Annotated in this window: 22 protein-coding genes; 12 read left to right on the top strand and 10 right to left on the bottom strand. The window is 62.8% G+C overall.

Annotated elements, in window-relative coordinates; genetic code table 11:
* Positions 1-10 precede the first annotated feature (10 nt).
* The gene (locus tag V2B23_RS01440; RefSeq protein ID WP_430948690.1) at positions 11-1,207 is read left to right on the top strand and encodes an MFS transporter; all 1,197 of its coding nucleotides are present in this window, start codon (positions 11-13) and stop codon (positions 1,205-1,207) included.
* Between the two features lie 66 nt (positions 1,208-1,273).
* The gene (locus V2B23_RS01435; RefSeq protein ID WP_430948689.1) at positions 1,274-1,807 is read left to right on the top strand and encodes a GNAT family N-acetyltransferase; all 534 of its coding nucleotides are present in this window, start codon (positions 1,274-1,276) and stop codon (positions 1,805-1,807) included.
* Here the strand turns inward: V2B23_RS01435 and zapE are convergent.
* A complete protein-coding gene (gene zapE / locus V2B23_RS01430; protein ID WP_033234718.1) occupies positions 1,804-2,820 on the bottom strand; it encodes a cell division protein ZapE in 1,017 nt (338 codons plus the stop codon). The two genes, V2B23_RS01435 and zapE, sit on opposite strands and share 4 nt — an antisense overlap.
* 34 nt (positions 2,821-2,854) lie before the next feature.
* On the opposite strand from zapE, the gene V2B23_RS01425 reads away from it, so the two are divergent.
* The 4 genes from V2B23_RS01425 (at position 2,855) to msrB (ending at position 6,960) form a co-directional block, all read left to right on the top strand.
* Complete coding sequence (locus tag V2B23_RS01425) at positions 2,855-3,613, top strand: pyrimidine reductase family protein (protein WP_430949156.1); 759 nt, start codon at positions 2,855-2,857, stop codon at positions 3,611-3,613.
* A gap of 19 nt (positions 3,614-3,632) precedes the next feature.
* Positions 3,633-5,189 carry an alpha/beta fold hydrolase gene (locus V2B23_RS01420; RefSeq protein WP_430948688.1) on the top strand — a complete coding sequence of 519 codons (1,557 nt, stop codon included), beginning with the start codon at positions 3,633-3,635 and terminating at the stop codon, positions 5,187-5,189.
* 61 nt (positions 5,190-5,250) lie between these two features.
* Positions 5,251-6,531: a glycosyltransferase family 87 protein gene (locus V2B23_RS01415; protein WP_430948687.1), complete on the top strand. Its 1,281-nt coding sequence runs from the start codon at positions 5,251-5,253 to the stop codon at positions 6,529-6,531.
* A 9-nt stretch (positions 6,532-6,540) separates the two neighbouring features.
* Entirely contained in the window at positions 6,541-6,960 is a 420-nt protein-coding gene (gene msrB / locus V2B23_RS01410; RefSeq protein ID WP_033234722.1) for a peptide-methionine (R)-S-oxide reductase MsrB, read from the top strand.
* 104 nt (positions 6,961-7,064) lie between these two features.
* On the opposite strand, the gene V2B23_RS01405 is transcribed toward msrB, so the two are convergent.
* On the bottom strand, positions 7,065-7,874 hold the full coding sequence (locus tag V2B23_RS01405; RefSeq protein ID WP_430948686.1) for a TauD/TfdA dioxygenase family protein: 810 nt from the start codon (positions 7,872-7,874) through the stop codon (positions 7,065-7,067).
* 227 nt (positions 7,875-8,101) lie between these two features.
* Between V2B23_RS01405 and V2B23_RS01400 the strand changes: the two genes are divergently transcribed.
* A complete protein-coding gene (locus tag V2B23_RS01400) occupies positions 8,102-8,770 on the top strand; it encodes a TetR/AcrR family transcriptional regulator (protein WP_430948685.1) in 669 nt (222 codons plus the stop codon).
* Between the two features lie 105 nt (positions 8,771-8,875).
* On the opposite strand, the gene V2B23_RS01395 is transcribed toward V2B23_RS01400, so the two are convergent.
* The 7 genes from V2B23_RS01395 to hemE all read right to left on the bottom strand — a co-directional run bounded on the left by V2B23_RS01395 (position 8,876) and on the right by hemE (position 15,888).
* Positions 8,876-9,553, bottom strand: coding sequence for a hypothetical protein (locus tag V2B23_RS01395; RefSeq protein WP_430948684.1), 678 nt, complete (start codon positions 9,551-9,553; stop codon positions 8,876-8,878).
* Entirely contained in the window at positions 9,553-9,864 is a 312-nt protein-coding gene (locus tag V2B23_RS01390) for a WXG100 family type VII secretion target (protein WP_430948683.1), read from the bottom strand. Before V2B23_RS01390 ends, V2B23_RS01395 begins: the two co-directional genes overlap by 1 nt.
* Positions 9,857-10,324 (bottom strand): YbaB/EbfC family nucleoid-associated protein, encoded by a 468-nt coding sequence (locus tag V2B23_RS01385; protein ID WP_430948682.1) that lies wholly within the window; start codon positions 10,322-10,324, stop codon positions 9,857-9,859. The genes V2B23_RS01390 and V2B23_RS01385 overlap by 8 nt, the downstream gene beginning before the upstream one ends.
* An 83-nt stretch (positions 10,325-10,407) precedes the next feature.
* A complete protein-coding gene (locus V2B23_RS01380) occupies positions 10,408-12,684 on the bottom strand; it encodes a molybdopterin-dependent oxidoreductase (protein ID WP_430949155.1) in 2,277 nt (758 codons plus the stop codon).
* Between the two features lie 48 nt (positions 12,685-12,732).
* A complete protein-coding gene (hemQ, locus tag V2B23_RS01375) occupies positions 12,733-13,428 on the bottom strand; it encodes a hydrogen peroxide-dependent heme synthase (RefSeq protein ID WP_033234754.1) in 696 nt (231 codons plus the stop codon).
* 4 nt (positions 13,429-13,432) lie between these two features.
* The gene (locus V2B23_RS01370) at positions 13,433-14,794 is read right to left on the bottom strand and encodes a protoporphyrinogen oxidase (protein ID WP_430948681.1); all 1,362 of its coding nucleotides are present in this window, start codon (positions 14,792-14,794) and stop codon (positions 13,433-13,435) included.
* Entirely contained in the window at positions 14,791-15,888 is a 1,098-nt protein-coding gene (gene hemE / locus V2B23_RS01365; RefSeq protein WP_430948680.1) for a uroporphyrinogen decarboxylase, read from the bottom strand. The genes V2B23_RS01370 and hemE overlap by 4 nt, the downstream gene beginning before the upstream one ends.
* Before the next feature lie 181 nt (positions 15,889-16,069).
* On the opposite strand from hemE, the gene V2B23_RS01360 reads away from it, so the two are divergent.
* The 5 genes from V2B23_RS01360 (at position 16,070) to V2B23_RS01340 (ending at position 22,975) form a co-directional block, all read left to right on the top strand.
* Positions 16,070-16,660: a DUF3000 domain-containing protein gene (locus V2B23_RS01360; protein ID WP_430948679.1), complete on the top strand. Its 591-nt coding sequence runs from the start codon at positions 16,070-16,072 to the stop codon at positions 16,658-16,660.
* 62 nt (positions 16,661-16,722) lie between these two features.
* Positions 16,723-18,162, top strand: a complete 1,440-nt coding sequence (locus V2B23_RS01355) for a WS/DGAT/MGAT family O-acyltransferase (RefSeq protein ID WP_430948678.1) — start codon at positions 16,723-16,725, stop codon at positions 18,160-18,162.
* An 11-nt stretch (positions 18,163-18,173) separates the two neighbouring features.
* The gene (locus tag V2B23_RS01350; RefSeq protein ID WP_430948677.1) at positions 18,174-19,487 is read left to right on the top strand and encodes an HRDC domain-containing protein; all 1,314 of its coding nucleotides are present in this window, start codon (positions 18,174-18,176) and stop codon (positions 19,485-19,487) included.
* 161 nt (positions 19,488-19,648) lie between these two features.
* Positions 19,649-20,869, top strand: a complete 1,221-nt coding sequence (locus tag V2B23_RS01345; RefSeq protein ID WP_430948676.1) for a thiolase family protein — start codon at positions 19,649-19,651, stop codon at positions 20,867-20,869.
* Positions 20,870-22,975: a 3-hydroxyacyl-CoA dehydrogenase NAD-binding domain-containing protein gene (locus V2B23_RS01340; protein WP_430948675.1), complete on the top strand. Its 2,106-nt coding sequence runs from the start codon at positions 20,870-20,872 to the stop codon at positions 22,973-22,975. It abuts the gene before it with no gap.
* A 95-nt stretch (positions 22,976-23,070) separates the two neighbouring features.
* Here the strand turns inward: V2B23_RS01340 and V2B23_RS01335 are convergent, their stop codons facing one another.
* Positions 23,071-24,666: a GMC oxidoreductase gene (locus V2B23_RS01335; protein WP_430948674.1), complete on the bottom strand. Its 1,596-nt coding sequence runs from the start codon at positions 24,664-24,666 to the stop codon at positions 23,071-23,073.
* Positions 24,667-24,790: the final 124 nt, after the last annotated feature.

Genomic DNA, 24,790 nt, shown 5'->3' with positions numbered 1-24,790 from the left:
GCCACATTCGATGACGGATCACACCCGCAGCCTGACGAAGGCCCGGATCGCCACCTCCGTGGCTTTCGGACTCCAGGGTTTTCTTCTCGCTTCGATTCTGACGCAACTGCCCGCGTACCGGGACTTGTTTGCGCTCAGCGAGTCGTTGCTGGTGGTTGCGGTTGTGTCGGTGTCGGTGATCGCCGGACTCGGCAGCGTTCTCGCCGAGCGACTCGCAGTTCGAACGTCGAGCAAGACCACGCTCCGCACCGGACTGGCCGTCATCGCGGTCTTCGGCGGCGCCACCGGACTGGCCCCCAACTCTGCACTCTTTTTTGTCTGCCTCGCTATCTACGGAATCGGCCTCGGCATCGTTGATGCGGCAGCAAATATGCAAGCCGTCTCGATCCAACACGCCAAGGGACGCTTCATACTCAGCTCGTTCCACGCGGCCTGGAGCGTCGGGGCAATTGCCGGCGCCCTCTACATCTCGGCAACCGCAGGACTCGACATCTCGGTACGGGTTACCCAGGTATGTGCGGGAGTGATTGTGGCCCTTCTGCTTCTGGCATTCGGGCCGTCGTTGCTCGATCGCAGCGCAACAACCGTGGCGGATACGAATACCGGTGGCTCCGTTACGCTCACTGTCCCGATGCGAGCGTTCATTCTGCTCGGCATCGCGATGGCACTGTTCTATGCAGTCGATTTCAGTATCGGCAACTGGTCGACCCTGTACCTCGAAGACGTCCTACTTGCGGACGCGAGCACCGCCGCACTGTCGATGGCCGCGTACCAAATCGCGGCATTGGTTGCACGATTGACCGGCGACTACTGGGTCGGCAAGTTCGGTGAGACCACTGTCGTCCGCATGGGATCAGTGATCGGCGTGATCGGCATGACCATTGTGGTGACGGCGCAGTCTCCCGCGATTGCCATTGCCGGGTTCCTGATCGTCGGCCTTGGCCTTCCGGTCATCGCCCCGATCTGCTTCAGCGCTGCCGGACGGATGGCGCCACCCGATCAGGTGGACACAGTCATCGCTCGCATCAACCTGTTCAACTACGTCGGCACCGTTGTCGGCGGCGGAATCGTCGGAGCTGTCGCCGCATTCAGCGACCTGCGGATCGGATTCCTCATTCCGCTGGCATTCTGCGTGATTCTGATTGCGCTTGCACCGGCTTTTGCCCCGAAACGCACCGAGAGCCTGGCGGCTGAGAAGGCCGGATAGCTTTCACGGGCACGGCAAGTGGTGTACTTGAGCGACCATTGCGCGTGCAGGGAAGGACGAAGTGACGTGAGCATCACCGTTGACCGGGCCGGAATTTGGGATTCCGAAGCAATCGCCGACGTGGCCGCGGTGACGTTTCCGCTCGCCTGCCCGCCCGATGCTTCCGCCGACGACATCAATGCCTTCATCGACAACGTGCTCTCGGTCGACAAGTTCTCCGAATACCTGACCGACCCGACGCGCACGGTTCTCAAAGTGATCTCGCGCGACGCCATAGTCGGCTACGCGATGCTCATCGACGCCGAACCGTCCGATCCCGACGTGCGGGCAGCACTCACACTTCGCCCGACGACGGAATTGAGCAAGCTGTACGTACTTCCCGGAAATCACGGAAGCGGCGCCGCAGCGTCATTGATGGCCGCGGTGGTCACTCACGCCCACGAAAGCGGCAGTGCGGGAATCTGGCTCGGAGTGAACCAGGAAAATGCGCGAGCGCAAAAGTTCTACGCAAAGCATGGCTTCACGCGGGTCGGGACCAAGACCTTTGTCGTAGGCACCCAGCTCCATCACGATTTTGTGATGGAGCGACCGGTGAACTAGGTCGCGGCAACCTCGAAACGAGACAGCGCAAGCAGACGCGACATGGCACGCAGGTACTTCTTCTTGTAACCGCCGGCCAGCATCTCCGGGGTGAAGATCTCGTCCAGGCGAGCGCCGGACACTGTCACCGGAATGCTCGCGTCGTACAGGCGATCGGCGAGAACCACGAACCGAAGCGCAACCGACTGGTCTGTCGCGGGGTGGACGCCGTCGATGTAGACAGCGCGAACACCCTCGACCAGCTTGTTGTATCGCGACGGGTGCAGCGTGCTGAGGTGCTTGCACAGCTCGTCGAAGTTATCGAGCGTTGCGCCGTCGACGGACTCGGCGCGCGCGACCAACTCTTCGGAGGAAATCGGCTCGGGAGCGGGCGGCAGATCGCGGTGTCGGTAGTCAGGACCGTCGACGCGAATGGTCTCGAAGATCGAGCCGAGCTTCTTGATCTCGCGCATGAAGTCCTGCGCAGCAAAGCGACCCTCACCGAGCTGACCCGGGAGTGTGTTGGACGTCGCGACGATGGACACGCCGCGCGTCGACAGCTCGGACAGCAGGCGAGAGACCAACATGGTGTCGCCCGGATCATCGAGCTCGAATTCGTCGATGCACAGAACGCTGTGCTCCGAAAATGCCTCGACGGCCTTGTTGAAGCCGAGTGCGCCGACGACGTGCGTCAGTTCGACGAACGTGCCGAATGCCTTGGGCGACGGAACGCTGTGGAAGATCGACGCAAGAAGGTGAGTCTTACCGACACCGAAGCCGCCGTCGAGGTACAGACCAGCGCCGGTTGCCTGAGTCTTCTTACCGAACAATCCACGACGACCGCCGGCCCGAATCTTGGCTACGCGCTTGGAGAATTCCTCGGTCTTGGCAACGGCAGCTGCCTGACTCGGCTCGTTCGGATCCGGGATGTAGGACGCAAAGCTCACGTCGTCGAACATTGCGGGTGGAACCATTTGAGCGACCAATTGATCGGCGGGTACCACCGGACTGCGATCGACAAGACGTTGAGGCATCCATCAAGGGTATCTACGTGGTGTGATCTCTCATATGCACCATCTGGATTTTGCGACCTACTTCACACCCGATCAGCCGCAGCGGCTCCGAGAGCTCTATTCATATCCGGAAAACCTGCAGCATCCCTGGGTTCGGGTGAACTTCGTGTCCAGCATCGACGGTGCCGTCTCTGTCAGTGGGCTCAGCGGTGGTCTGGGCACACCGGCGGACAAGACGGTGTTCAACACGCTGCGCGAGCTCTGCGACGTGGTTGTCGTCGGAGCCGGAACCGCGCGTGCGGAAAACTACGGCGGCGCGGTGATGAACGACGACGCTCAGGCACGCCGGGTCGCGTCAGGGCTGGCCCCTGTTCCCCCGATCTTGGTTGTCTCGTCGCGCGCGTCGATCGACCCCGACAGCCGGTTGTTCCGTGACGCCGAAGTGCCACCGATTCTGCTGGTCGGCTCCGACGCTGACCCAGGCGCTGTATCGAGGTTGAGTGATGCCGGTGCCGACGTTCACCGAAGCGTCGGCGCGGCGGTGCGCAGTGTCGACATCGAGAACACAGCGTCCACTCTGGGTTTGCCGCGAATTCTGTGCGAAGGCGGACCGTCCCTGTTCGGCCAACTCATCACGGACAACTCCGTCGACGAACTATGCGTGACGACGTCTCCACAACTGGTCGGCGGCAACGCGGGGCGGATTTCCCTCTCCGCGCAGTCCCTTCCCACCCCGATGATGCCTGCACATATCGTCACGGACTCCGACGGCACGGTGCTGTCGCGGTGGGTTCGTCAACGTCCTCGGTACTGAACCTGGCACTCTGGTCGGCATGCGCAGAGCGGCTTTGATTGCAGTTGTCCTGGCGACGTGTTGTGCCTGTGGCGCAGGGCCCTCCATTCGCCCGGACGTCGCCGTCGAAGGTCACACGGGTGGCACCCCCGGGAGTTCCGACACGTCACAGGCGACATCTCCCCCGGTTCCCGCTCCGGCTGTCCCGACCAGCGACCTGCCATGGCGCGACTGCAGTGGGACATCGCTTGCCGACGCAGCCTTGTCTGCCGCCAGCACGGGCGTCATCGTCGAATGCGCCGAATTCAGCGCTCCCATCGACACCAGCGGCCGCATCGACGGAACATTCACGGCTGCGGCGACTCGGGCCCGAACTTCGGCTACTCCTGCCAACGCCTACCCGATTGTCTTCACCTCCGGGACGGATCGATCGTCGGGAAGCACCTTGGCCATGCTCTCTTCAACAGGACTGACGGCCGTCCTCGCAGCCCACCCGGTCGTGGCTCTCGACCGCCGCGGGATCGACCGCTCGACGCCCATCGAATGCATGGAACCCGATACGCGGCGCGGGCTCGCCGATCTCGGCCAATTCGAGCCGAGTTCCAGCGGAGACGCAGCGGACGCCGTCGCCGCACTCGGGCACGACGCGACGATCTCCTGCACCGACTACCTCGATCCACAGGAACTCGAATTCGGAGCCGACGCCGCAGCCGACGATATCAACGCCCTGCGCACGAGGTGGGGCGTCGACACCATCGCGCTGTGGGCTGCAGGCTCCGGTTCGGACATCGCATTGAGTTACGCCGCAACATATCCCGACAACATTGCACGATTGATCCTCGACTCGCCCGCACCGATCGCCACCGATGCCACCACCGAGGAGGAAAGCCGAGTCCAAGGCCAGGAAGCAGCGTTGACGGCGTTTGCCACTCGCTGCGAGGCGCTGTCCTGCTCACTCGGACCCGACCCCCGCGCGGCCGTCGTTGCATTGACGGAACGCGCGCGAGCCGGTGAGTTCCGGCCCTTGTCCGCGGCGTCGATCAACCGCGCAATCTCGGCAAGTCTTGCCATCGCGAGCCAGAATCGCCAGCTGGACACAACGTCTCTGGCCGATGCTCTCAGCGCACTCGGAACGGGAAACCCCGTACCCATGCGCGAACGTGCCGCAGCCGCGGAGAAAGCACTTGCCAGTGACGGTCAGTTTGTCGGACGCTGCACCGACGGCATTCAGTGGCCGGGAGTGGGCCGCATCCGCGAACTGCAACAAACGTGGGGCAAGTCCTACCCCGTGTTCGGGAACGAAGCCGCACTCGGATTGTCTGCTTGTGCAAGCTGGCCGACAACCACTCCGACGCCATTGCCCACGGCGTTGAAACCGACTGTTCTGGTGCTGAGCGGTCAGGCCGATCCCGCCGTCGGCAACACTGGACTGGCCACTGTCACCGGAGTTGTCACTAACGCCGGCGCCCGGTTCGCCAGCCTCGATTGGCAAGGTTCCGGACACCCCGCGATGCAATCTGCCTGCGTCCAACAGGCCGCGGTGTCCTACCTGGACAATCAGAGCCTGCCCGCCAACGGCAATGTGTGCCCGGCCTAACCGAATATGACTGCCGTCACCCGCCAATCCAGGGTGCATCCCCAGATCTGTTTGCGTCTCGGTGTACCGTTCCGAAGTGTTCCTTAGACAAATCGAGCCTCGCACCGGGCGGACAACCCAACAAGTCGTCAACTACGTTTTGTGGCCGATCGCCGTGATGACCGTGATCAATCGCGTTGTCGTCAAAGCCGTCAACGGGTCGATCACCGATGATTTCCGGCCGGTCTACAACGCCGCGCTGGCATTCTGGAACGGCCGCGAGGTCTACACCGCGGACTTCAACACGGTAGATCCGCATTACTTGTATCCCCCATCGGGATCCTTGCTGATGGCACCACTGGCCATTCTCGATCCCGAGCGCTCCCGCTGGCTGTTCATCGGAGCCAACGCGATTGCGATCCTGGTCGCGCTCTATCTGCTGCTGCGCCTGTTCGATCTGACAATCAGCTCCATCGCCGCGCCAATTCTCGTACTGGCTGCATTCTCGTCGGAGACCGTCACCAACACCCTGGTGTTCACCAACATCAATGGCATCGTGCTGCTCAGCGAGATGGCGTTCCTGCTGCTCCTGATGCGCCGAAAAGATCTGTGGGCGGGCGCGTCGATCGGCATCACTCTGGCCGTCAAACCCACTCTTGCGCCGCTGCTACTGCTGCCCTTGGTTCGTGGTCAGTGGAAGGTTTTTGTCACAGCACTCGGTATCCCGTTCATCCTCACCGTCGTCGCGGTGCCGCTCTCGGCGGATCCGATGGCATTTGTCGAACGCACGGTTCCGTATCTGCTGGAATCACGCGACTACTTCAACAGTTCGATAGTCGGTAACGGCGCCTACTTCGGCCTGCCCGATTGGTTGGTATTCACCCTTCGCGCGGTCTTCGCCGTCATGGTCCTGATCTCGCTGTGGCTGCTCTACCGGTACTACCGCCATGACGATCTGTTCTTCCTCACCACCACAACCGGCGTGATCATGACCGCGTCGTTCCTGCTGCCGTCGCTCGGCCAGATGTACTACTCGATGATGCTGTTCCCGCTCCTGATGTCGGTGATACTCAAGAACTCCGTCATGCGGAACTGGCCGGCCTGGCTTGCCGTGTACGGGTGCATGACGTTCGACGACTGGTGGTCCTTCCGCTGGCCTGCCTTCGGCCGGGCAGCGGAATACATGAAGAGCACACTCGGGTGGAGTCTGCTGCTGATCGTGATCTTCTGCGTCCTCGGCTACCGGTATCTGGTTGCCCGACGCGAGGGCCGGCTTGACCGCGGAATCGATCCCGCCTACCTACTTCCCTCTTTGGAAGCCGTCCCACCTGCAAGCAAAGCCGAACCTGCAGTAAAGGATTAGCGTGTAGCCATGAGTTCTACAGATAACGCCCCCGAAGTCACCTTCACCGACGAGCAGTGGCGCGAAAAACTGACCCCGGCCGAGTACGCGGTCCTGCGTCAAGCCGGCACCGAACGGCCCGGTGTGGGCGAATACACCGACACCACCACCGAAGGTGTGTACTCCTGCCGCGCGTGCGGCGCCGAACTTTTCCGCAGCACCGAGAAGTTCGAATCGCACTGCGGATGGCCGTCGTTCTTCGATCCGGCCAACTCCGACGCCGTCATCCTGAAGGAAGACGTGAGCCTCGGAATGCGCCGCGTCGAGGTTATCTGCAAGAAGTGCCACAGCCACCTCGGCCACGTCTTCGAGGGTGAGGGCTACCCCACTCCGACGGATCAGCGGTACTGCATCAACTCAATTTCACTGGTGCTGAATCCCGCAAAGTAGTCCTCTGGATCGCTGAGACGAGTAACAGTGCACACAAGTCTCCCCTGCGTGGCTGGATCAGCCATCCGAGGGAGACTTGTGTGCATTCCGGCCGGACCGGGGTGTCAGCGAGCAGGGATAGGAGCTTCGGGAGCAACCTCGATGCGATGAATCCGGCGCGGCTGATCCGCGTAGTCGTAGATCGCGTTGTGCTGGACAAAGTGGTTGTCCCAGATAGCAATTTCGCCAACAGTCCAGCGGCGGCGGACCGTGAATTCCGGCCGGATCGACACCGCCTTGAGTACACCCAGGATCGCGGCGCTCTCTTGTGCGTCGAGTTCGTTGATGTGGCTGGTGAACAGGTCGTTGACGAACAGCGCTTCGCGTCCGGTCTCGGGATGCCGGATCACCAACGGGTGGTCGGCTTCGGGGACGTTCTCCCTCGGTGCGATGCGGTGTTTGGCGGTCAGGCCGTAGAGGAGTTCACGCAGCGGCTCCGACAGAGCGTCCAGTGCGTCGGACTGGTTGGACCACATGGTGTCGCCGCCGAACTCCGGGAGGACCTGCATGTGCAGAACGCTGAACCTGGACGGCGCGTCACGCCATGACACGTCGCAGTGCCAACGATTGGCCTGGTACGCGCTTCCGTTCTCGGTGCCGATCACGCTGATCTCGCGGTAACCCTCGCCGCCAAGGTTCAACAAGTGCTCATGTGGGAGAACAACCTCGCCGAAGTGCTGCGCAAACGCCCGGTGGATCGCCGGATCGAGGCCCTGTTCCGGAAAGAAGAGCACGCTGTGGCGATACAGCGCGTCCTTGACCAGTTCAACATCGGCGTCTGTCAGGGAGTCCACCCGCAGACCCCGCACTTCGGCGCCGATCTTGCCGGCGAGGGGCACGATTATAGGTGTCGTAGGTTCTGCGATTGCGGTCATCAAACTTCCTCGAAACGTCGACGCGGTGTCAAAACTGGACTGCGTTCAAAGTAATGAGTTTTTATTATTTTGAGGATCGTTAAAATTTCGATGATTTAAGCATTGACGAGCGTCATCTTGATCCCTAACCGGTCGACCACTGCCAGGTGCCCGCCGTCACGTCGCCCCCCCCCGACCCGACCCACAACGACGGGAAGCCCACACGGTCGCCGGTAGGGTCGTCGAGCGTGACCTCAAAACGTGGCCGATACCGCGCAGGAGAACAGACACGCATACAACTCATCGAAACCGCGGAGCGCCTATTTGCACTCAGCGGTTACGAGGGCGTCTCCATCTCTGACATCCGCATCGCGGCAGGCCAGCAGAATGCCTCGGTAATCGCCTACTACTTCGGTTCGAAGGAAAATCTGCTGCACGCGATATTCGCTTACCGCCTACCCGCGATCAACGCCGACAGGCAAGCAATGATGCTCCAGACAAGCTCACAGGGCGCGAATATGACTACGCGCGAGGCTTTATGGGCAGTTGTGCAACCCCTGGCCAACAGCATCAGCCCAGACAACCACTACGTCGCACTGCTCGATCGGCTGATGGAGACGGCAATTCTCGGCCGCGTCTTCACCACCGTAGATCCGACCGTGACAACAAGCGGATCCGCCGTCAACCAGAGCCTCAACGACAGCCTTGGCGAACTCACGGAAGATGTTCGGCTGCAGCGTATTCAGATCGTCTACACCAGTTATCTCCGGGTATTGGCGGGCTACGACAGACGCGGCACTAAACCCACCCACGCTGAACTGTCCGCCCTGATCGACGGATGGGAAGCCCTACTGCGCGCCCCCGTATCCCAGGAAACTCTCGACGCCCAGCAAAACCTAACTCCGTCGAACCGCTAATTCCCCAACCCCGTCAATCGAGCGAAAACTGCACACAAGTCGCAGCTACAGGGCGCATCCGGCCACGCGAATGAAGGTTGTGTGCACTCAGGCCCGGGTACTGCGTCAGAAATTCCAGTTCAGGGCGGCGCCGGATGTGGACAGTTCATCCGTCGCGCCCGTGACAAACCCCTCGCGCCCCTCGGTCACGACCTTGCCGACGTCGACGGAGTCGCGATGGTCCATCGTCATTTGCCCCAGCTGAATGGCCAGGCCGGAGAAGACGGCCGACGCAGCTTCCACCGCAGCAGCCTCGAGCACCCCGACCAGTAATTGCTGCAACAGCATTCGAACAGTAACCGCGGTAGCGAGCTCCGCTGCTGCTGCTCCTACCGCACTCAGCCCGAGTGTGGGAATCGCTGCCGCTGCCATGGCCGCCAACTCGAGCGCCAGCGCGATCAACGCCGCAATGATCGCAAGTTTGGTGTACTCGATCTCCGTCGCCGTAGCATTGCAGGATTCCGCTAATTCCGTTGCGGCAGAGATCAATCGATCGAAGACGTCAGCGACTCCACCGGAATCCTGCCAGAATGCATCGAGTGAATCGTGCGTCTCGCCGGTGATTGCGGTCAGTACTCCTCGGACTGTTACATCACCGTCCATGGATGCACTGGTCAGCTGGTCTGCCACCTCGGTCCACGCGTCCCCCAATCGCCACAGCGACGTCTCGTCTCCCTCCGGCCAGTCGCTACCGACTGCAACACTGGCAACGGCCTGCAGATATCCCGGAATCTCGATGCCCATCAGAGACCACCTGCAAAGTTGTCGGCAAGTTCTGCGTCGACGCCCTCGAAGTTGTCAGAAGTCCGGTACAGCGCATCCGTGAGATTCCGCATGACGCCGGCCATCATCGAGATACCGGCAAGCACCGACTCGGAGCCCGGAAGGTAGGCGGCGGCAAAAGTGCTGCCGACCTCGTCATTTCCCCAACTCGGGCCTTCGGCCGTCATTTCCCGTTCGAGATCCGCTTTCGACCTCTCGATATCTTCGGCAAGCCCCACGAATCGCGGTGCCAATGCACGCACAATCTGAACATCGATCCACAGTTCAGACATTGCCCGCGCTCCTCAGAACGGTCTGATCCCAATCCTGTTCCATGTGCTCGGCTATCTGAGGCACTGCGGACAGACCGCGCACGCTGGGCGCTCCGGCTATCAGATCTGGAAGATCCAACTGCGTCGCAGTTGTGAACGGCTTCAATATTTCCGCGTTTTGCCGGCGCATGTCTGCCGACGCTGCCGTCGACGCCGCCAGCACCGACGCACCAAGTTTTTTCGGCGTCGACTTCGCACACGCATCAGACGAAAATTTGACGCCGACAACGGCTCCGGAGGCATTGACATCTACCTCCACCAACCCGTCAGCGGACTGAGCACGCGCAGTCGACAACGCAATCTTCTCCTGGGCGAGCGCAAGCAACCGCGTCCGCTCGCGCAGATCCTCCATCATCGAATCGATCTGCCCGCGAAGGACTTCCGATCTCCCCCGCGTCGAATTCCACTCTGCTGTACTCACGATGGCCCCCACCTCGCTCGACGTGCTCACCCGAATATCAGGTGCTCACCAAGTTCGACGCGCACTGGCCTCGATCGGTTCCGTCAGCGTGGATTCAGTACCGGTGGATCGAATGCGCGGACGGGCGGAAGCTCCCCATCGAACTTCTCGATCTGCACCAGGACGTGCTGTCCGGTGCATCCGTGTGACAGCAGCGACGTACCGACGTCCGGGGTCAGAACATTGGGGTTTCCGTGGACACACAGCGAGTCCGGGTCAGCCGGATCGAGTGGGTCGTACCAGGCACCCGTCGCAAGTTGGACAACACCCGGGTGAAGGTCTGCATCGACGACAACACCAGCCAGGCACGCGCCGCGATCGTTGAACACCCGCACCACGTCCGCGCCGACAATGCCTCGCTCTGCCGCTGCATCCGGATGCATCCGAATCGGTTCTCGCCCCTGAATTTTCGACGCCTGGCTCACGGCACCGTGATCGAGTTGGCTGTGCAGCCGTGTCTTGGGCTGGTTGGCGATGAGGTGCAGCGGAAATGACTCCGCGCGTATACCTTTCAGCCATTCGTCGGGCTCGTACCACCGGGGATGGCCCACGCAGTCGTCGTAGCCGAAAGATTCGATGGTTGCGGAGAAGATCTCGATCTTCCCGCTGGGTGTGCCAAGCGGATACTTCTCGGGATTCTCGCGGAAGTCGCCGAACAACACCTCGTCGCCCCGCGTACGCATCCGGTAGTGACCATCAGCCCAGAAGTCCTCGAACGACGGGGTGTTGCCGCCGTCAGCGTCGACACTCGGCTGCCACTGACCGTAGAGGTACTCGATCCATTGCTGCGACGATCGTCCCTCGGTAAACGTGTCACCGAATCCGAGAGCATCGGCAAGTGCCGCGAAGGTCTCGTAATCGTCGCGTGCACCTGCAAACGGTTCGGTGACCTGGTGCATGGCCACCAGCAATGCGTCGTTGCGCGTACAACTGAGATCGGAGCGTTCGAAGGACGTGGTCGAGGGCACCACGATGTCGGCGTGTTTGGCCATCGGCGTCCAATACGGGTCATGAACGACAATCGTGTCCGGACGCGCCAATGCCCGCCGCAACCTCGGGATGTCCTGATGATGGTGGAACGGATTTCCGCCTGCCCAGTAGACAAGGCGAATGTCGGGATAGGTCAGGCGTCTGCCGTCGTAGTCGAAGTCTTCGCCGGGCGAAAGCAGGAGGTCGGATACCGCGGCGACCGGAATGAAGTCCGCGACCGGATTTCGTCCTTGCGGGAAGGTGGGCAGCGGGTACGGGATCGACGTCATTCCCGGCTCGTTCATCGAACCGTAGCCGTGCCCGAAACCTCCTCCGGGAAGACCTATCTGACCAAGCATCGCGGCGAGGGTCACCCCCATCCACGGGGCTTGTTCACCGTGTTTGATGCGTTGCAGTGACCACGTGACGGAGACCAGCGTGCGACCGGTTGCCATGCGGCAGGCCAGGTCGACCAGCCTCTCGGCAGGGATTCCTGAAATCTCCTGGGCCCAGCGAGGGTCCTTCGCGATACCGTCGCTTCGTCCGAGCAGATAATCCTCGAATCGCTCGTAGCCGACGCAGTACCGGTTCAGGAATGCGACGTCGTGCAAACCCTCCGAAGCGAGGACATACGCCAGCGCCAACATGATCGCGACGTCCGTCCCGGGAATCGGTGCGATCCAGTCACATTCACCGTCGAGATCGTCACGCAACGGGCTGATCGAGACGATCTTTCCGCCGCGACGACGGAAGGCGTCGATCGCACCGCGAGTCGGATGATCACTGTTACCACCGGCATTGACGCCAGTGTTCTTGATCGGCACCCCACCAAAGCACACCAGCAGATCCGAATGTCGCGCGATGACGTCCCACGACGTGGAGCGTTCGAACAATTGACTGTGGGTCCCGACCACGCGGGGCATGATGACGCCCGTTGCTCCGAGCGAGTAGCTGTGGACCGATTTGGTGTAGCCGCCGAGTTGATTCAGAAATCGGTGAACCTGGCTCTGCGCGTGGTGGAATCGACCGGCGCTGGCCCATCCGTACGAACCACCGAAGATCGCGTTGTTGCCGTGCGTGTCGACGACCCGACGCAATTCGCGGGACAGCAGTTCTGTCAGTTCGTCCCACTCGACCGGGACGTACTCGTCCGACCCCCGCTTGTCCGTTGGACCCGGACCGTTCTCGAGCCAGCCGCGACGCACTGCGGGGCCGGCCACTCTGCTGCGGCTGCGCACCGAACCGGCGAAGTTGCCGAGCATCGGCGAAGGATTCGAATCTCCCTCGTACGGATGCACCGCAGTGACTTCGCCGGCTACCGACTCGGCAGTGAACATGCCCCAATGAGACATGTGCTGATGACGCCGATTCGGCGTGGTGGCCACAGCAGCTACTTTCGATCAGGGAAGGGAAAGAACCAGCTTCTCGATGTCGACACGCGGTCCGGTGAAGAACGGAACCTCTTCGCGCACGTGCAAGCGAGCTTCGGTGGCACGCAGGTCGCGCATGAGGTCGACGATGCGAATGAGTTCCGGTGCCTCGAACGCAAGAATCCACTCGTAGTCGCCGAGCGCAAACGACGGCACCGTGTTGGCGCGAACGTCCTTGTATCCGCGTGCCGCCATACCGTGATCGGCGAGCATCTTGCGACGGTCCTCGTCAGGAAGCAGGTACCACTCGAGCGATCGAACGAACGGGTAGACGCAGATGTAGTCGCCCGGATCCTCGCCCGCGATGAACGACGGCACGTGGCTCTTGTTGAACTCGGCCGGACGGTGCACGGCGGAGTTGCTCCACACCGGAGCACTGATCTTGCCCAGTGTCGTGGTGCGGCGGAAGTCCGAGTACGCGGCCTGCAGCTGCTCGATGCTGGCTGCATGGGTCCAGATCATGAAGTCTGCGTCTGCGCGCATGCCGGCGATGTCGTAGATTCCGCGAACCACGACGCCCTTGTCTTCGAGACCTTCGAAGAACAAGCGGGCGTCCTTGACCGCAGCTTCCCGATCGTCGCCCAGCACACCGGGTTCCACCTGGAACACGGAGAACATGAGGTATCGGATTTCAGAGTTCAGTTTGTCGAAATCAAGGCGTGCCATACCTCTATCGTGCCACCCGTTCGAAAATCCGTGTCGCCGCCGTCGTGCCAGTGGCAACACACGCCGGAACGCCGACGCCGTGTAGCCACGAACCGGCCACCTCGATACCGTCCAACGCTGCGACCGACTGTTCGATTTCAGCCACTTTCTGCACGTGACCTGGTGCGTACTGCGGCAGTCCCCCATGCCAGCGCTGGACAAAGGACGCAGCCGGACTCACAGTGATTCCCGTCACTGTTGCAAGATCAGCGCGGGCGAAAGCGATCAATTCGTCGTCGGGGCGATCGACAATGTCTGCGGCACCGAAACGGCCGAACGACGCCCGCACGAGGTGCTCACCCCGATCGGCGAGATGCGTCCACTTGCGACTGGACAGCGTGAATGCCTTGGCCGTGAGATCTGCGTCCGTCGCGACGAGGATCCCGGAGTTCTCCGGCAACTCGACATTGCCCGGCAGCCGCATCGCGACGACAGCCGACGACGCAAGCTCGATCTGAGCCGCAACCCGGGCGACCTGTGGCGCGACGTCAGCCAGGAGCAGTGCGGCATTCGGCGCGGGAACTGCCAGAACAATCGCGTCGACCGCGCCGACCGGATCAACGAACCAGCGGCTTCCGTCGGCGCGCACGACTCCGGCCTCCGCGTGAACAACATGCGCGGCAGCTGCCTCCCGGAGTGCGTCCAGGAGCACTCCGTAACCGTCCTTCAATGCACCGAAGACCGGCCCGGGAGCCGGCGTCGGCAGCGCCGCTGTCACGGCCTCCGACAGGCTCTGCGCTCCGGCGTCCAACGCGGCCGCGAGGGTCGGCAGCGCGGCCCGTATTCCGATGTTCTCCGCCAATCCGGAGTACACGCCACCGAGCAGCGGATCAACCGAACGGGCGACAACCTGATCACCGTAGCGATCCGAAACAAGTTGCGCCACACTACTATCCGAACCCGGAGTCCAGTCGAAGCGGCGCTCCGGCTCGGCCGCGATCCGCGCCGAGGTTGCATCGTCGACAAGATCCTTGACCGCGTCGGCGCTCGCCGGAATGCCCATCAACGTGCCCGTCGGGAGGCGATGCAACGAGTCCTGCGACCAGATCAACGGAGTGCGTCCGGCTGGATACACGATCTGGTCGGTGAGACCGAGCTCGGCCAGAAGTGCCGGAACCTCGGGCCGACGCGCAATGAACGCCTCGGCGCCGACATCGATCGGCCCGCCGCCGAGATCGACCGTTCGCAACTTTCCGCCAAGCCTGCGACTGTGGTCGACGATCGTGATCTCGGCGTCTGCTCCGAGGCTACGGCGAAGCCGGTAGGCGGCGACCAGGCCGGAAATTCCGCCCCCGATCACCGCTACCGACGGACGCGTTGTCGTCACAGCGAATGCACCAGCTCCACCGCCGCCGTGATTGCCGTCGGATCGGTATCCGGAAGAACACCGTGTCCGAGGTTGAAGATGTGCCCGATGGCGCCGGCCTCGATAGCGCGGTCGCCTTCAGCCGCAATGCGCCTGACCTCGCGGTCAACCGCCTCGGGACCCGCGAACAGCACTGCCGGATCGAGGTTGCCCTGCAGCGCCTTGCCCGGACCGACTCGCGCCGCGGCAACGTCGAGCGGAATACGCCAGTCGACGCCTACGACGTCAGCCCCGGCTTCACCCATGGCGCCGAGCAGTTCACCGGTACCAACACCGAAGTGGATACGCGGCACTCCTGCGCTCGCCACCTCGGCCAGCACGCGCTCGGAGTGTGGAAGTACGAACTCGCGGTACTGCGCGAGCGAGAGGGCGCCTGCCCAGGAATCGAACAGCTGAACAGCGTCGACACCGGCGTGGAGCTGCGCCTGCAGGAAGCAGATCGTGATGTCGGCGATCTTGCCGAGGAGCTGGTGCCACGTCGCCGGATCCGACAGCATGAGCGCCTTGGTCTTCTCGTGGTTGCGGCTCGGTCCACCTTCGACCAGGTACGACGCCAACGTGAACGGCGCTCCGGCAAACCCGATCAGCGGCACCGAACCCAACTCGGCGGTGAGCAGACGCACGGCCTGCGCAATTGCGCCGACCTCGTCGGGCACCAACCGCGGTAGGGACGCGACGTCGTCGATCGAACGAACAGGATTGGCAACCACCGGACCGACACCGGCAACGATGTCGAGATCGATGCCGGCTGCCTTCAGCGGCACCACGATGTCCGAGAAGAGAATCGCGGCGTCGACGTCGTGGCGACGCACCGGCTGCATCGTGATCTCACAGACCAACGCCGGATCGAAGCAGGACTCCAGCATTCCGATTCCGGCGCGGATCTCGCGATACTCGGGAAGCGAGCGGCCGGCCTGCCTCATGAACCACACCGGACGCCGCACCGGCTTCCGACCGGTGGCCGCCGCCAACAACGGCGCATCCGGAAGCACGCGCCGTGCGCTGTACTCCGCTGACCCGATGGTGCCTGAATTCAAGTTGTCCAACCCGCTCATCAATCCTCGCACTCTCCGCCAACATGTGTATTCGACCGCTCCCAATGCTGCCATGTTCGGCGCGAAGAAAAGTCCACGTCACATTTCGTGACGGTGCTCACACTTATCTGTGCGGAGCACGTCACAGTTGATCGGCGCGCCTCCACCTCAGGGACCTTTTCCCCGACTAACGTCCTGACCTGTGACAACTTCCGGATCCACCGCTGACCCGGCCGAATTCCGTGCCGCAATCGCCGCAATGGGCTCAGCACAGGTCCGGTCCGAGATCGAAGTCGGTCCGATACGCCCGCCACAACGACTTGCCCCGTACAGCCATGCAATCGGCGCCGAGGTACTTCACCCCGAATCGGACACCGTCTCCGAACAATCGGAGGGCGATGCCTTCGGTCGACTCATCTTGCTGTTCGACCCCGACGGCGACGAAGCCTGGAACGGCACCATGCGTCTGGTCGCCTACATCCAGGCCGATCTCGACGAATCACTCGCCGCCGATCCACTATTGCCCGAAGTTGCATGGAGTTGGCTGGTGGACGCTCTCGAAACCGGCGGCGCTCCGTTTGTAGCGCTCGGCGGCACGGTCACCGCAACAACGTCGGTTCGCTACGGCGACATCGCCGGGCCTCCGCGGGCACACCAACTGGAACTGCGGGCCTCCTGGACTGCCACGTCAACGGAATTGGGACACCACGTGGAGGCATTCTGTGACGTGCTGGCCTACGCCGCGGGCCTACCACCTGCCGGGGTAACAGAATTGTCGAGAAAGAACGACTGATCTCCCGCTCCGGTTTCATCATTCCACCCAAATCCAACTAGAACCCGTTCTAAAATTCGTAGATGCAGCGTCTCAGCGGACTTGATGCCACCTTCCTGTACCTGGAAACGTCGACACAGCTACTCCACGTCTGCGGCCTGGTGATACTGGACCCGTCGACCATCCCTGGCGGTTACCGATACCGATCACTTCTCGGCGAGTTGGACTCCCGCATGGCAGCGATGCCGACGTTCCGGCGCAAGCTGAAAGATTCACGCCTGAATCTCGACTACCCCGTCTGGGTGGACGACCACGACTTCGACATCGAACGACACTGCCATCGCACATCGGTACCGGCGCCAGGCGGCCACGACGAACTGGCAGAACTTGCGGGACATATTGCGAGCCAACCGTTGGACCGTTCCCGTCCGCTGTGGGAAATGTGGGTCATCGAAGGACTTGCCGACGGAACCATCGCCGTCATGTCGAAGATCCATCACAGTGCCGCAGACGGCATTACCGGTGCCAACATCCTGGCTCAACTGTGCAGTCTGGAACCGGAATCACCCGCGCTGGTGGACACCACCGCCAAGACTGCCGGCGATGCCGGCACACTCGATATCGCTGTCGGCGGCCTCCTCGCGGTAATTTCCAGGCCTGCGCGCCTGGCGCGCCTCGTCCCCGGCGGTATCGCGATGCTGCCCAAATGGGTGACCCGCGCCCGCAAGGGCACAGCGATGCCTGCGCCGTTCACTGCCCCTCGAACGTCGTTCAACGGCGCCATCACAGGTCATCGCAATATTGCCTTCGCCCAGCTCGACCTGGCCAAAGTGAAAGCCGTGAAGGACCGTCACGGCGTCAAGGTCAACGACGTCGTACTTGCGCTGTGCGCCGGAGCGTTGCGCAGCTATCTCGAAGAGCGCGGCGAGCTTCCCGCAGATTCATTGGTCGCGATGGTTCCCGTGTCGGTTCACGGGAAATCCGACCGCGCCGGCACAAACCAGATCTCCGGCATGTTCACGCAACTGGGCACCCAGATCGCCGACCCTCTGGACCGCTTGCGTGCGATCAGCGAATACAACGCGACCTCGAAGAACCATAACGAGGCGTTGGGCGCAAACATGCTTCAAGACTGGTCACAATTTGCGTCGCCCGCGGTTTTCGGCGCCGCAATGCGCGTCTACTCCTCACTCAAGCTCGCGGAACGGCACCCCGTCGTGTCGAATCTCGTGGTGTCCAACGTTCCCGGTCCGCCGGTTCCGCTGTACTTCCTGGGTGCACGCATTACGGGAATGTTCCCACTGGGACCCATCTTTCACGGCGCGGGACTCAATGTGACGGTGATGTCGCTCGACGGCAAAGTAGATGTGGGCATTGTCAGTTGCACGGACTTGGCACCCCAATTGCACGAGCTCGCGCAAGGATTCGCCGTGGCGCTCGACGAACTCTTGGGAGCCGCCGAGACAGGCGACGAGGAAAGTGACGGGGAAGGTTGCGCAACTACGACGCCTTCTGCGACGTAGAGTTATCGATCATGTCCGAAGTCACCGATGATGCAACCGAGCCCACGTCCGATGTCGAACCACTCCTGGTCCCGCGTGACGGTGTGCCTGCTGTCATCACCACCGCCGACGGGATCGCGAAGGCTGCCGCTGAATTGACAGCAGGCACCGGGCCTTTGGCTGTTGACGCCGAGCGTGCGTCGGGATTCCGGTACTCCGCCCGTGCGTATCTGATTCAGCTCAGACGCGAGGGTGCCGGCTCGTTTCTGATCGATCCGATCCCCACCGCCGCGGACATGGCACCGCTGGCCGAGGCGATCAACCCTCTGGAGTGGGTTCTGCACTCCGCGGACCAGGATCTGCCCGGACTTGCCGAGTTGGGGTTGTATCCGGCTGTACTTTTCGACACCGAGTTGGCGGGCCGACTGGCCGGATTCGAACGGGTCGGTCTGGCCGCGATCGTGGAACGCACGTTGCATGTCGAACTTCGCAAGGGTCACGGCGCCGCCGACTGGTCGACACGGCCGCTGCCGGCACCGTGGCTGAACTACGCCGCGCTCGACGTCGAAGTACTGCTGGAATTGCGCGACGCCATGGAAGCTGAATTGCGTGCGCAGGGCAAATTGGATTGGGCGAAAGAAGAATTCGAGCACATTCGACTTGCCGGCCCCCCGAAGCCGAAGCCGGATCGCTGGCGCCGCACGTCGCACATCACGTCACTGAAGACCACACGCCAATTGGCTGCGGTGCGGGCGTTGTGGCAAGCGCGTGAAGATCTCGCACGTAAGCGCGACGTTTCTCCCAGCCGAGTACTGCCGGATTCGGCGATCATCGACGCGGCACTCAAGGATCCCCGGTCGATGGACGCGCTGCGGTCGCTACCGGTGTTCGGTGGCCCGAGGCAACGACGTTACTCACGGATCTGGATGTCGGCGTTGGAATCGGCTCGGGCCCTGCCGGAGCGCGAGCTTCCGCCGAAGACTCCGCCGAGCATCGGCCCGCCTGCTCCGGGACGCTGGGCGCGTCAGGATCCGGAAGCCGCCGATCGTCTGACTGCGGCCCGCGCTGCACTGTCGGATCTCAGTTCCGAGGTATCAGTTCCCGTCGAGAATCTGCTGCAACCGGATCTGGTGCGTCGTCTGTGCTGGGACTGGACGATCGAGCCTGGATCGGACATCGCCGTGGTCACGGCTGCGATCGAGACGAAGCTCACGTCCGGCGGCGCCCGCACGTGGCAGCGCACCTTGACCGTCCCGGTCCTCGCGGAGGCGCTGAACTCAGTAGTTCCGGCCGAGGATGACGCGGTCGGGGCCGAAGAGAAAGCAGCGGCAACCGACGAATCCTGACGGGGCTGCGGGTGTGGGTGGAGCAATTCGACCCGTTAAGTTACCGGTGAGTAATGGGCAGTAGTACGCTTGTTACAAGGCCGGACGCTTGGCCGTGATTGCCGAACCGTAAGTCCCATCCGCCCAGCGCGTGGTGGGCATCTCCATCAGGAGGAATTCGCGTGGCTCCATCCACACCCAACCAACGCAACGTCGTCTTTGTCGACGGCATTCGCACCCCGTTCGGCAAAGCAGGCCCCAAGGGCATGTACGCCGAGACGCGTGCAGACGACCTCGTCGTCAAAGCCATCCGCGAACTGCTTCGTCGCAACCCGCAGCTGGATCCCGCGCGGATCGACGAAGTGGCGATCGCTGCCACCACTCAGACCGGTGACCAGGGACTGACCATCGGCCGCACCGCCGCGATCCTCGCCGGCCTGCCCGAAACCGTCCCCGGATTTGCCATCGACCGCATGTGCGCCGGCGCAATGACCGCCGTCACCACCACCGCGTCGGGCATCGGCTTCGGCCAGTACGACGTTGTTGTCGCCGGTGGCGTCGAGCACATGGGCCACCACCCGATGGGTGAGGGCGCAGACCCCAACCCTCGATTCCTCGCCGACCGTCTGGTCGACCCGAGCGCACTCGTGATGGGTAACACCGCCGAGAACCTGCACGACCGGTTCCCGACCATCACCAAAGACCGCACGGACGCCTACGCCGTCAACAGCCAGAACAAGTACGACGCCGCCAAGAAGGCCGGCTTCATCGCCGACACCCTGGTTCCCGTCGCGACCCGCAGCTCCGCGGGCTGGGGCCTGGCCACCGAGGACGAGCCGCCGCGCCCCGGAACCACCGTCGAAGACCTCGCGAAGCTCAAAGCACCGTTCCGCCCCGCCGGACGAATCACCGCCGGCAACGCCGCAGGCCTCAACGACGGCGCCACGGCAGCACTTCTCGCCGGTGAAGACACCGCAGCAGAGCTCGGCCTGCCGGTCGGCATGCGCATGGTCGGCTTCGCCTACCAGGGCGTCGACCCCGCAGTCATGGGCATCGGACCGGTTCCCGCCACCGAGAAGCTTCTGGCGCGCACCGGCTTGAAGATCGAGGACATCGGACTTTTCGAGATCAACGAAGCGTTCGCGGTTCAGGTTCTCGCGTTCCTCGAGCACTACGGCATCGCCGACGACGACCCGCGCGTCAACCAGTGGGGCGGCGCCATCGCGTGTGGCCACCCCCTCGCCTCGTCGGGCGTGCGCCTGATGACGCAACTCTCCCGCCAGTTCGCGACGCGTCCCGACGTGCGCTACGGCTTGACCACCATGTGCATCGGCCTCGGCATGGGCGGCACCGTCATCTGGGAGAACCCGAACCACGCTGACTACCAGGCAGGAGTTAACTAAATGTCTGATATTGCAACAGCATTCGCCGACGAGGTCGTGACGAACGCCTACACCAAGATCATCTCGGTTCCCGGCATCGAGGGCCCGTTTGCACTGATCACCCTCGACAACGGCTTCGACCACACCAAGCCGTCGTCCTTCGGCCCCGGTGGACTCGCCTCCTTCGACGCCGCACTGGACGAGGCGTTTGCCGCGAACCCGGTCGCCATCGCCGTTACCGGCAAGCCGTTCATCTTCGCTGCCGGCGCAGACCTCAAGGGCGTTCCCTCCATCACCTCCCGTGAGCAGGGACTCGAGCTCGGCCGCTTGGGCCACAAGGTGTTCCGACGCCTGCGTGAGTCCTCCGTTCCCACGTTCGCCTTCATCAACGGCGTCGCTCTGGGCGGCGGCCTCGAGGTCGGCCTGCACAGCCACTACCGCACAGTTGCGGCCAACGCCGGTGCACTCGGTCTGCCCGAAGCATTCCTCGGGCTGGTCCCCGGATGGGGCGGCACGCAATTGCTCCCCAACCTCGTCGGCGCGTCCAACGCCGTCACCGTGGTGATCGAGAACTCGCTGAACCAGAACAAGGTGCTCTCCCCCAAGAAGGCACTCGAACTCGGCGTCGTGGATGTCGTTCTCGACTCTGCTGACTTCATCGAGCAGTCACTCGCCTGGGCGTCGCAGGTTCTCGCCGGCACCGTCACGCCGGCTCGTCCCGAGATCGATCGTGGCCAGGGCTGGGATGACGCGATTGCTCGCGCGAAAGCCATCGTCGACGGCAAGACCAAGGGCAACGCTCCCGGCGCCGTCAAAGCTGTCGAGCTGCTCGAACTGGCTCGCACCACCGACATCACCGATGCCGCTTCGCTCGACAAGGGCTTTGCGGCCGAGGACGAGGCACTTGCCGATCTCCTCCTGACCGACGAACTCCGCGCCGGCCTCTACGCCTTCGATCTGGTGAACAAGCGCGCCAAGCGTCCCGCCGGAGCGCCCGACCGTTCGCTGGCCCGCAAGGTCAACGGCGTCGGCATCGTCGGTGCCGGTCTCATGGCCAGCCAGCTCGCACTGCTGTTCGTCCGCCAGCTCAAGGTGCCGGTGATTCTGACCGACATCGACCAGGAGCGCATCGACAAGGGTGTCGGCTACGTCCACACCGAAATCGACAAGCTCCTCGGCAAGGGACGCCTCTCCCCCGACGCCGCGAACCGGCTCAAGGCACTTGTCTCCGGTTCGCTCGACAAGGCCGCGTTTGCCAAGACCGACTTCGTCATCGAAGCCGTCTTCGAGAACATGGACGTCAAGAAGAAGGTCTTCGCGGAACTCGAGCAGTTCATCGCTCCCGAAACCATCCTCGCGACCAACACCTCGTCGCTCTCCATCACCGAGATGGCGTCCGAGCTGAAGCATCCCGAGCGCGTGGTGGGCTTCCACTTCTTCAACCCGGTTGCCGTTCTCCCGCTCCTCGAGATCATCAAGGGCGAAAAGACCGACGACGCTACGCTCGCAACGGCTTTCGCCACCGCGAAATCGCTGAAGAAGTCCGCCGTCCTGTGCGGTGACAAGGCCGGCTTCGTCTTCAACCGCCTCGTCACCCGCACCCTGGGTGAGGTCATGTCCGCCGTCGACGAAGGCACCCCCTTCGACGTCGCCGACAACGCCATCGCCGAACTCGGTATGCCGATGTCGCCGTTCACCCTGCTGGCCCTCGTCGGACCTGCAGTGGCACTGCACACCGGCGAGACCCTGCAGGCGTCGTACCCGGATCGGTTCAAGAGCTCGCCCGGACTCGAAGCACTCGTAGAGGCCCGCAAGCCCGGCGTGTGGACCTGGGGCGAGAACGGCCAAGCTGTCGATCCCGAGGTTGCTGCGCTGTGGCCTCAGGGTGACAAGGCGTCCACCTCGGAAGAGGTCCTCGAGCGCACGCGTCGTGCATTCGCCGAGGAAATCCAGATCATGCTCGACGAGGGCGTCGTAGCGGCGGCCGAGGACATCGACCTCTGCCTGCTGCTCGGCGGCGGATTCGGATTCTGGAACGGCGGCATCACGCCGTACCTGGACCGCACCGGCACCTCGGAGGCCGTCAACGGCAAGCGCTTCCTCGCGTCTGGTGTTGCGAGCGTCTGACCTCCTCGTTCTGACTATCGCGAACGGCGCACTCGGATTCTCCGGGTGCGCCGTTCGCGTAAGTTCAACAGCTCAGTAGCTCAAAACTCCGTAGCTCAAAACACTGTTCCAACATCGTCTTTCACGATGTAGTCGAGTGCCCGTTCCGCGACGGCTGCGATAGTCATCGACGGATTGCACGCAGCAGCATTTCCGGGCATCAAGGCTCCGTCAAGCACGTACAGTCCGCGCTGACCGTGAACTCGGCCTTCGAGATCGCAGACCGTTCCCATGCATGCGCCGCCGAGCGGATGCCACGTCGACGACAGCAGCTCATTCGTGTCCGTGAGGATGCCGGTGTTCCCGGCGATCTTGTGGGCGGCCGGCCCGATGTGGCCTTGCTGAATTACAGAGTCGCCGTCCTTCGGCCAACGGAGCACTGCCTCGCCACGCGCGGAGTCGTACACAAACCGGCCTCGGTCTTTGCTGACACCGAATCCGACCATCACCGTGCTGCGCGCATCGAACGGCACCGGCGGGAACGACGCCTGAATAATGGTGAACGCGGAGTTCGGATCATCCCAGTTCCGGCTTCCGTAGACAACCGGGCCGCCTTGGGTGCTACCGAAATTCTCGGTGGGGTCAGACCAGATGTAGATGCGGTCGGCATTGGTACCCCAGCCACCGCCCAACTCGTCCGGGAGATCGGGAATCCGCCCCTGCGCACCGGCTCGCACGAGCAACTTTGTCGTGTTGGCGCTGCCCGCGGCCATGACCAGGGCCTTTGTGGTCAAGATCTTGTTCTCGAGCACTTGCCCGGACGTGTCGGTGCGGTTCACGTATACCCGCCACCGGCCGTCTTCCGCGCGTTCGACATCGGTAACCTGGTGCAGCGTATCGACTTTCACCAATCCTGTGGCTTCTGCAGCGGCGATGTAGGTGACGTCCACCGAGTGCTTGCCGCCGTTGTTCACGCCGAGTGCGCCGTCGCCATTGGTATACGAGGCTTTCATCTCGCCGCGCAGTTCAGCCAGGGCAAAATCCCAGTCGATCGGCATCGGAATCTTGGACACCGGAAGCCCGGAACGCGTTGCATTGCGGGCGAATACACGGGCAGCCTCGTAATTCGGACTCTCGACCAACTCGTCGGGCGCTACGGCGAGTTGCAGCATGGATGCCACGCGCCGATAGTGAACCCGGTCCATCGTCGCGTAGTCCAACTCCTCGGGAAAGTGGGTGTTGAAGACGGATTGGGCGGGTTGCAGTGTCATGCCCTGGTACACCAACGATCCGCCGCCAACTCCGGCGGCGCAGATCGACGTCATGTTCTCGCCGGACACCGTCTCGAGCAACCCGACGTACGGCTCGAATGCAACCGGTCTACCGAAGAGCGTCGGACTGGACTGGTGCCACAGGATCCGTTTGTCAGGATTGGCCGGATGGGGAAATGTCTCGGCGTTGGGACCCGACGGCCACCGAATTCCCCTCTCCAGCACCGTGACCGGAACGCCGGCCTCGGCCAGCCGCAGCGCGGTCACGCCGCCGCCGAATCCCGACCCGATCACAACAACACGGTGTTCTTCGCGGGTGAGCGGCACTCCCACTGCCCTGGCAGCGGTACCGGTATCGGCCCGAGAAACACTCGGTATGGCCACTGCGGCCAGTGCCGCGGCGGCCCCGGACAGAAAGGCTCGCCGTTTCAGTGCAGACATAGCTGTGCTCCCTTGGTGAATCGCCGAATGTGCCGGCGGCGAAAATTCACGGGGCACCAGAAAATCAGGGGGCAGTGCCTAGTTCCGTATGGACAAAACAACCGAGCGAGTCCAAAACTAGACA

It is taken from the genome of Rhodococcus sp. 24CO (genome assembly GCF_050586165.1).
Classification (GTDB): Bacteria; Actinomycetota; Actinomycetes; order Mycobacteriales; family Mycobacteriaceae; genus Rhodococcus_F.
Note: the sequence above shows the minus strand (reverse complement) of the source record. Positions and strands in the feature narration are given on the sequence as shown.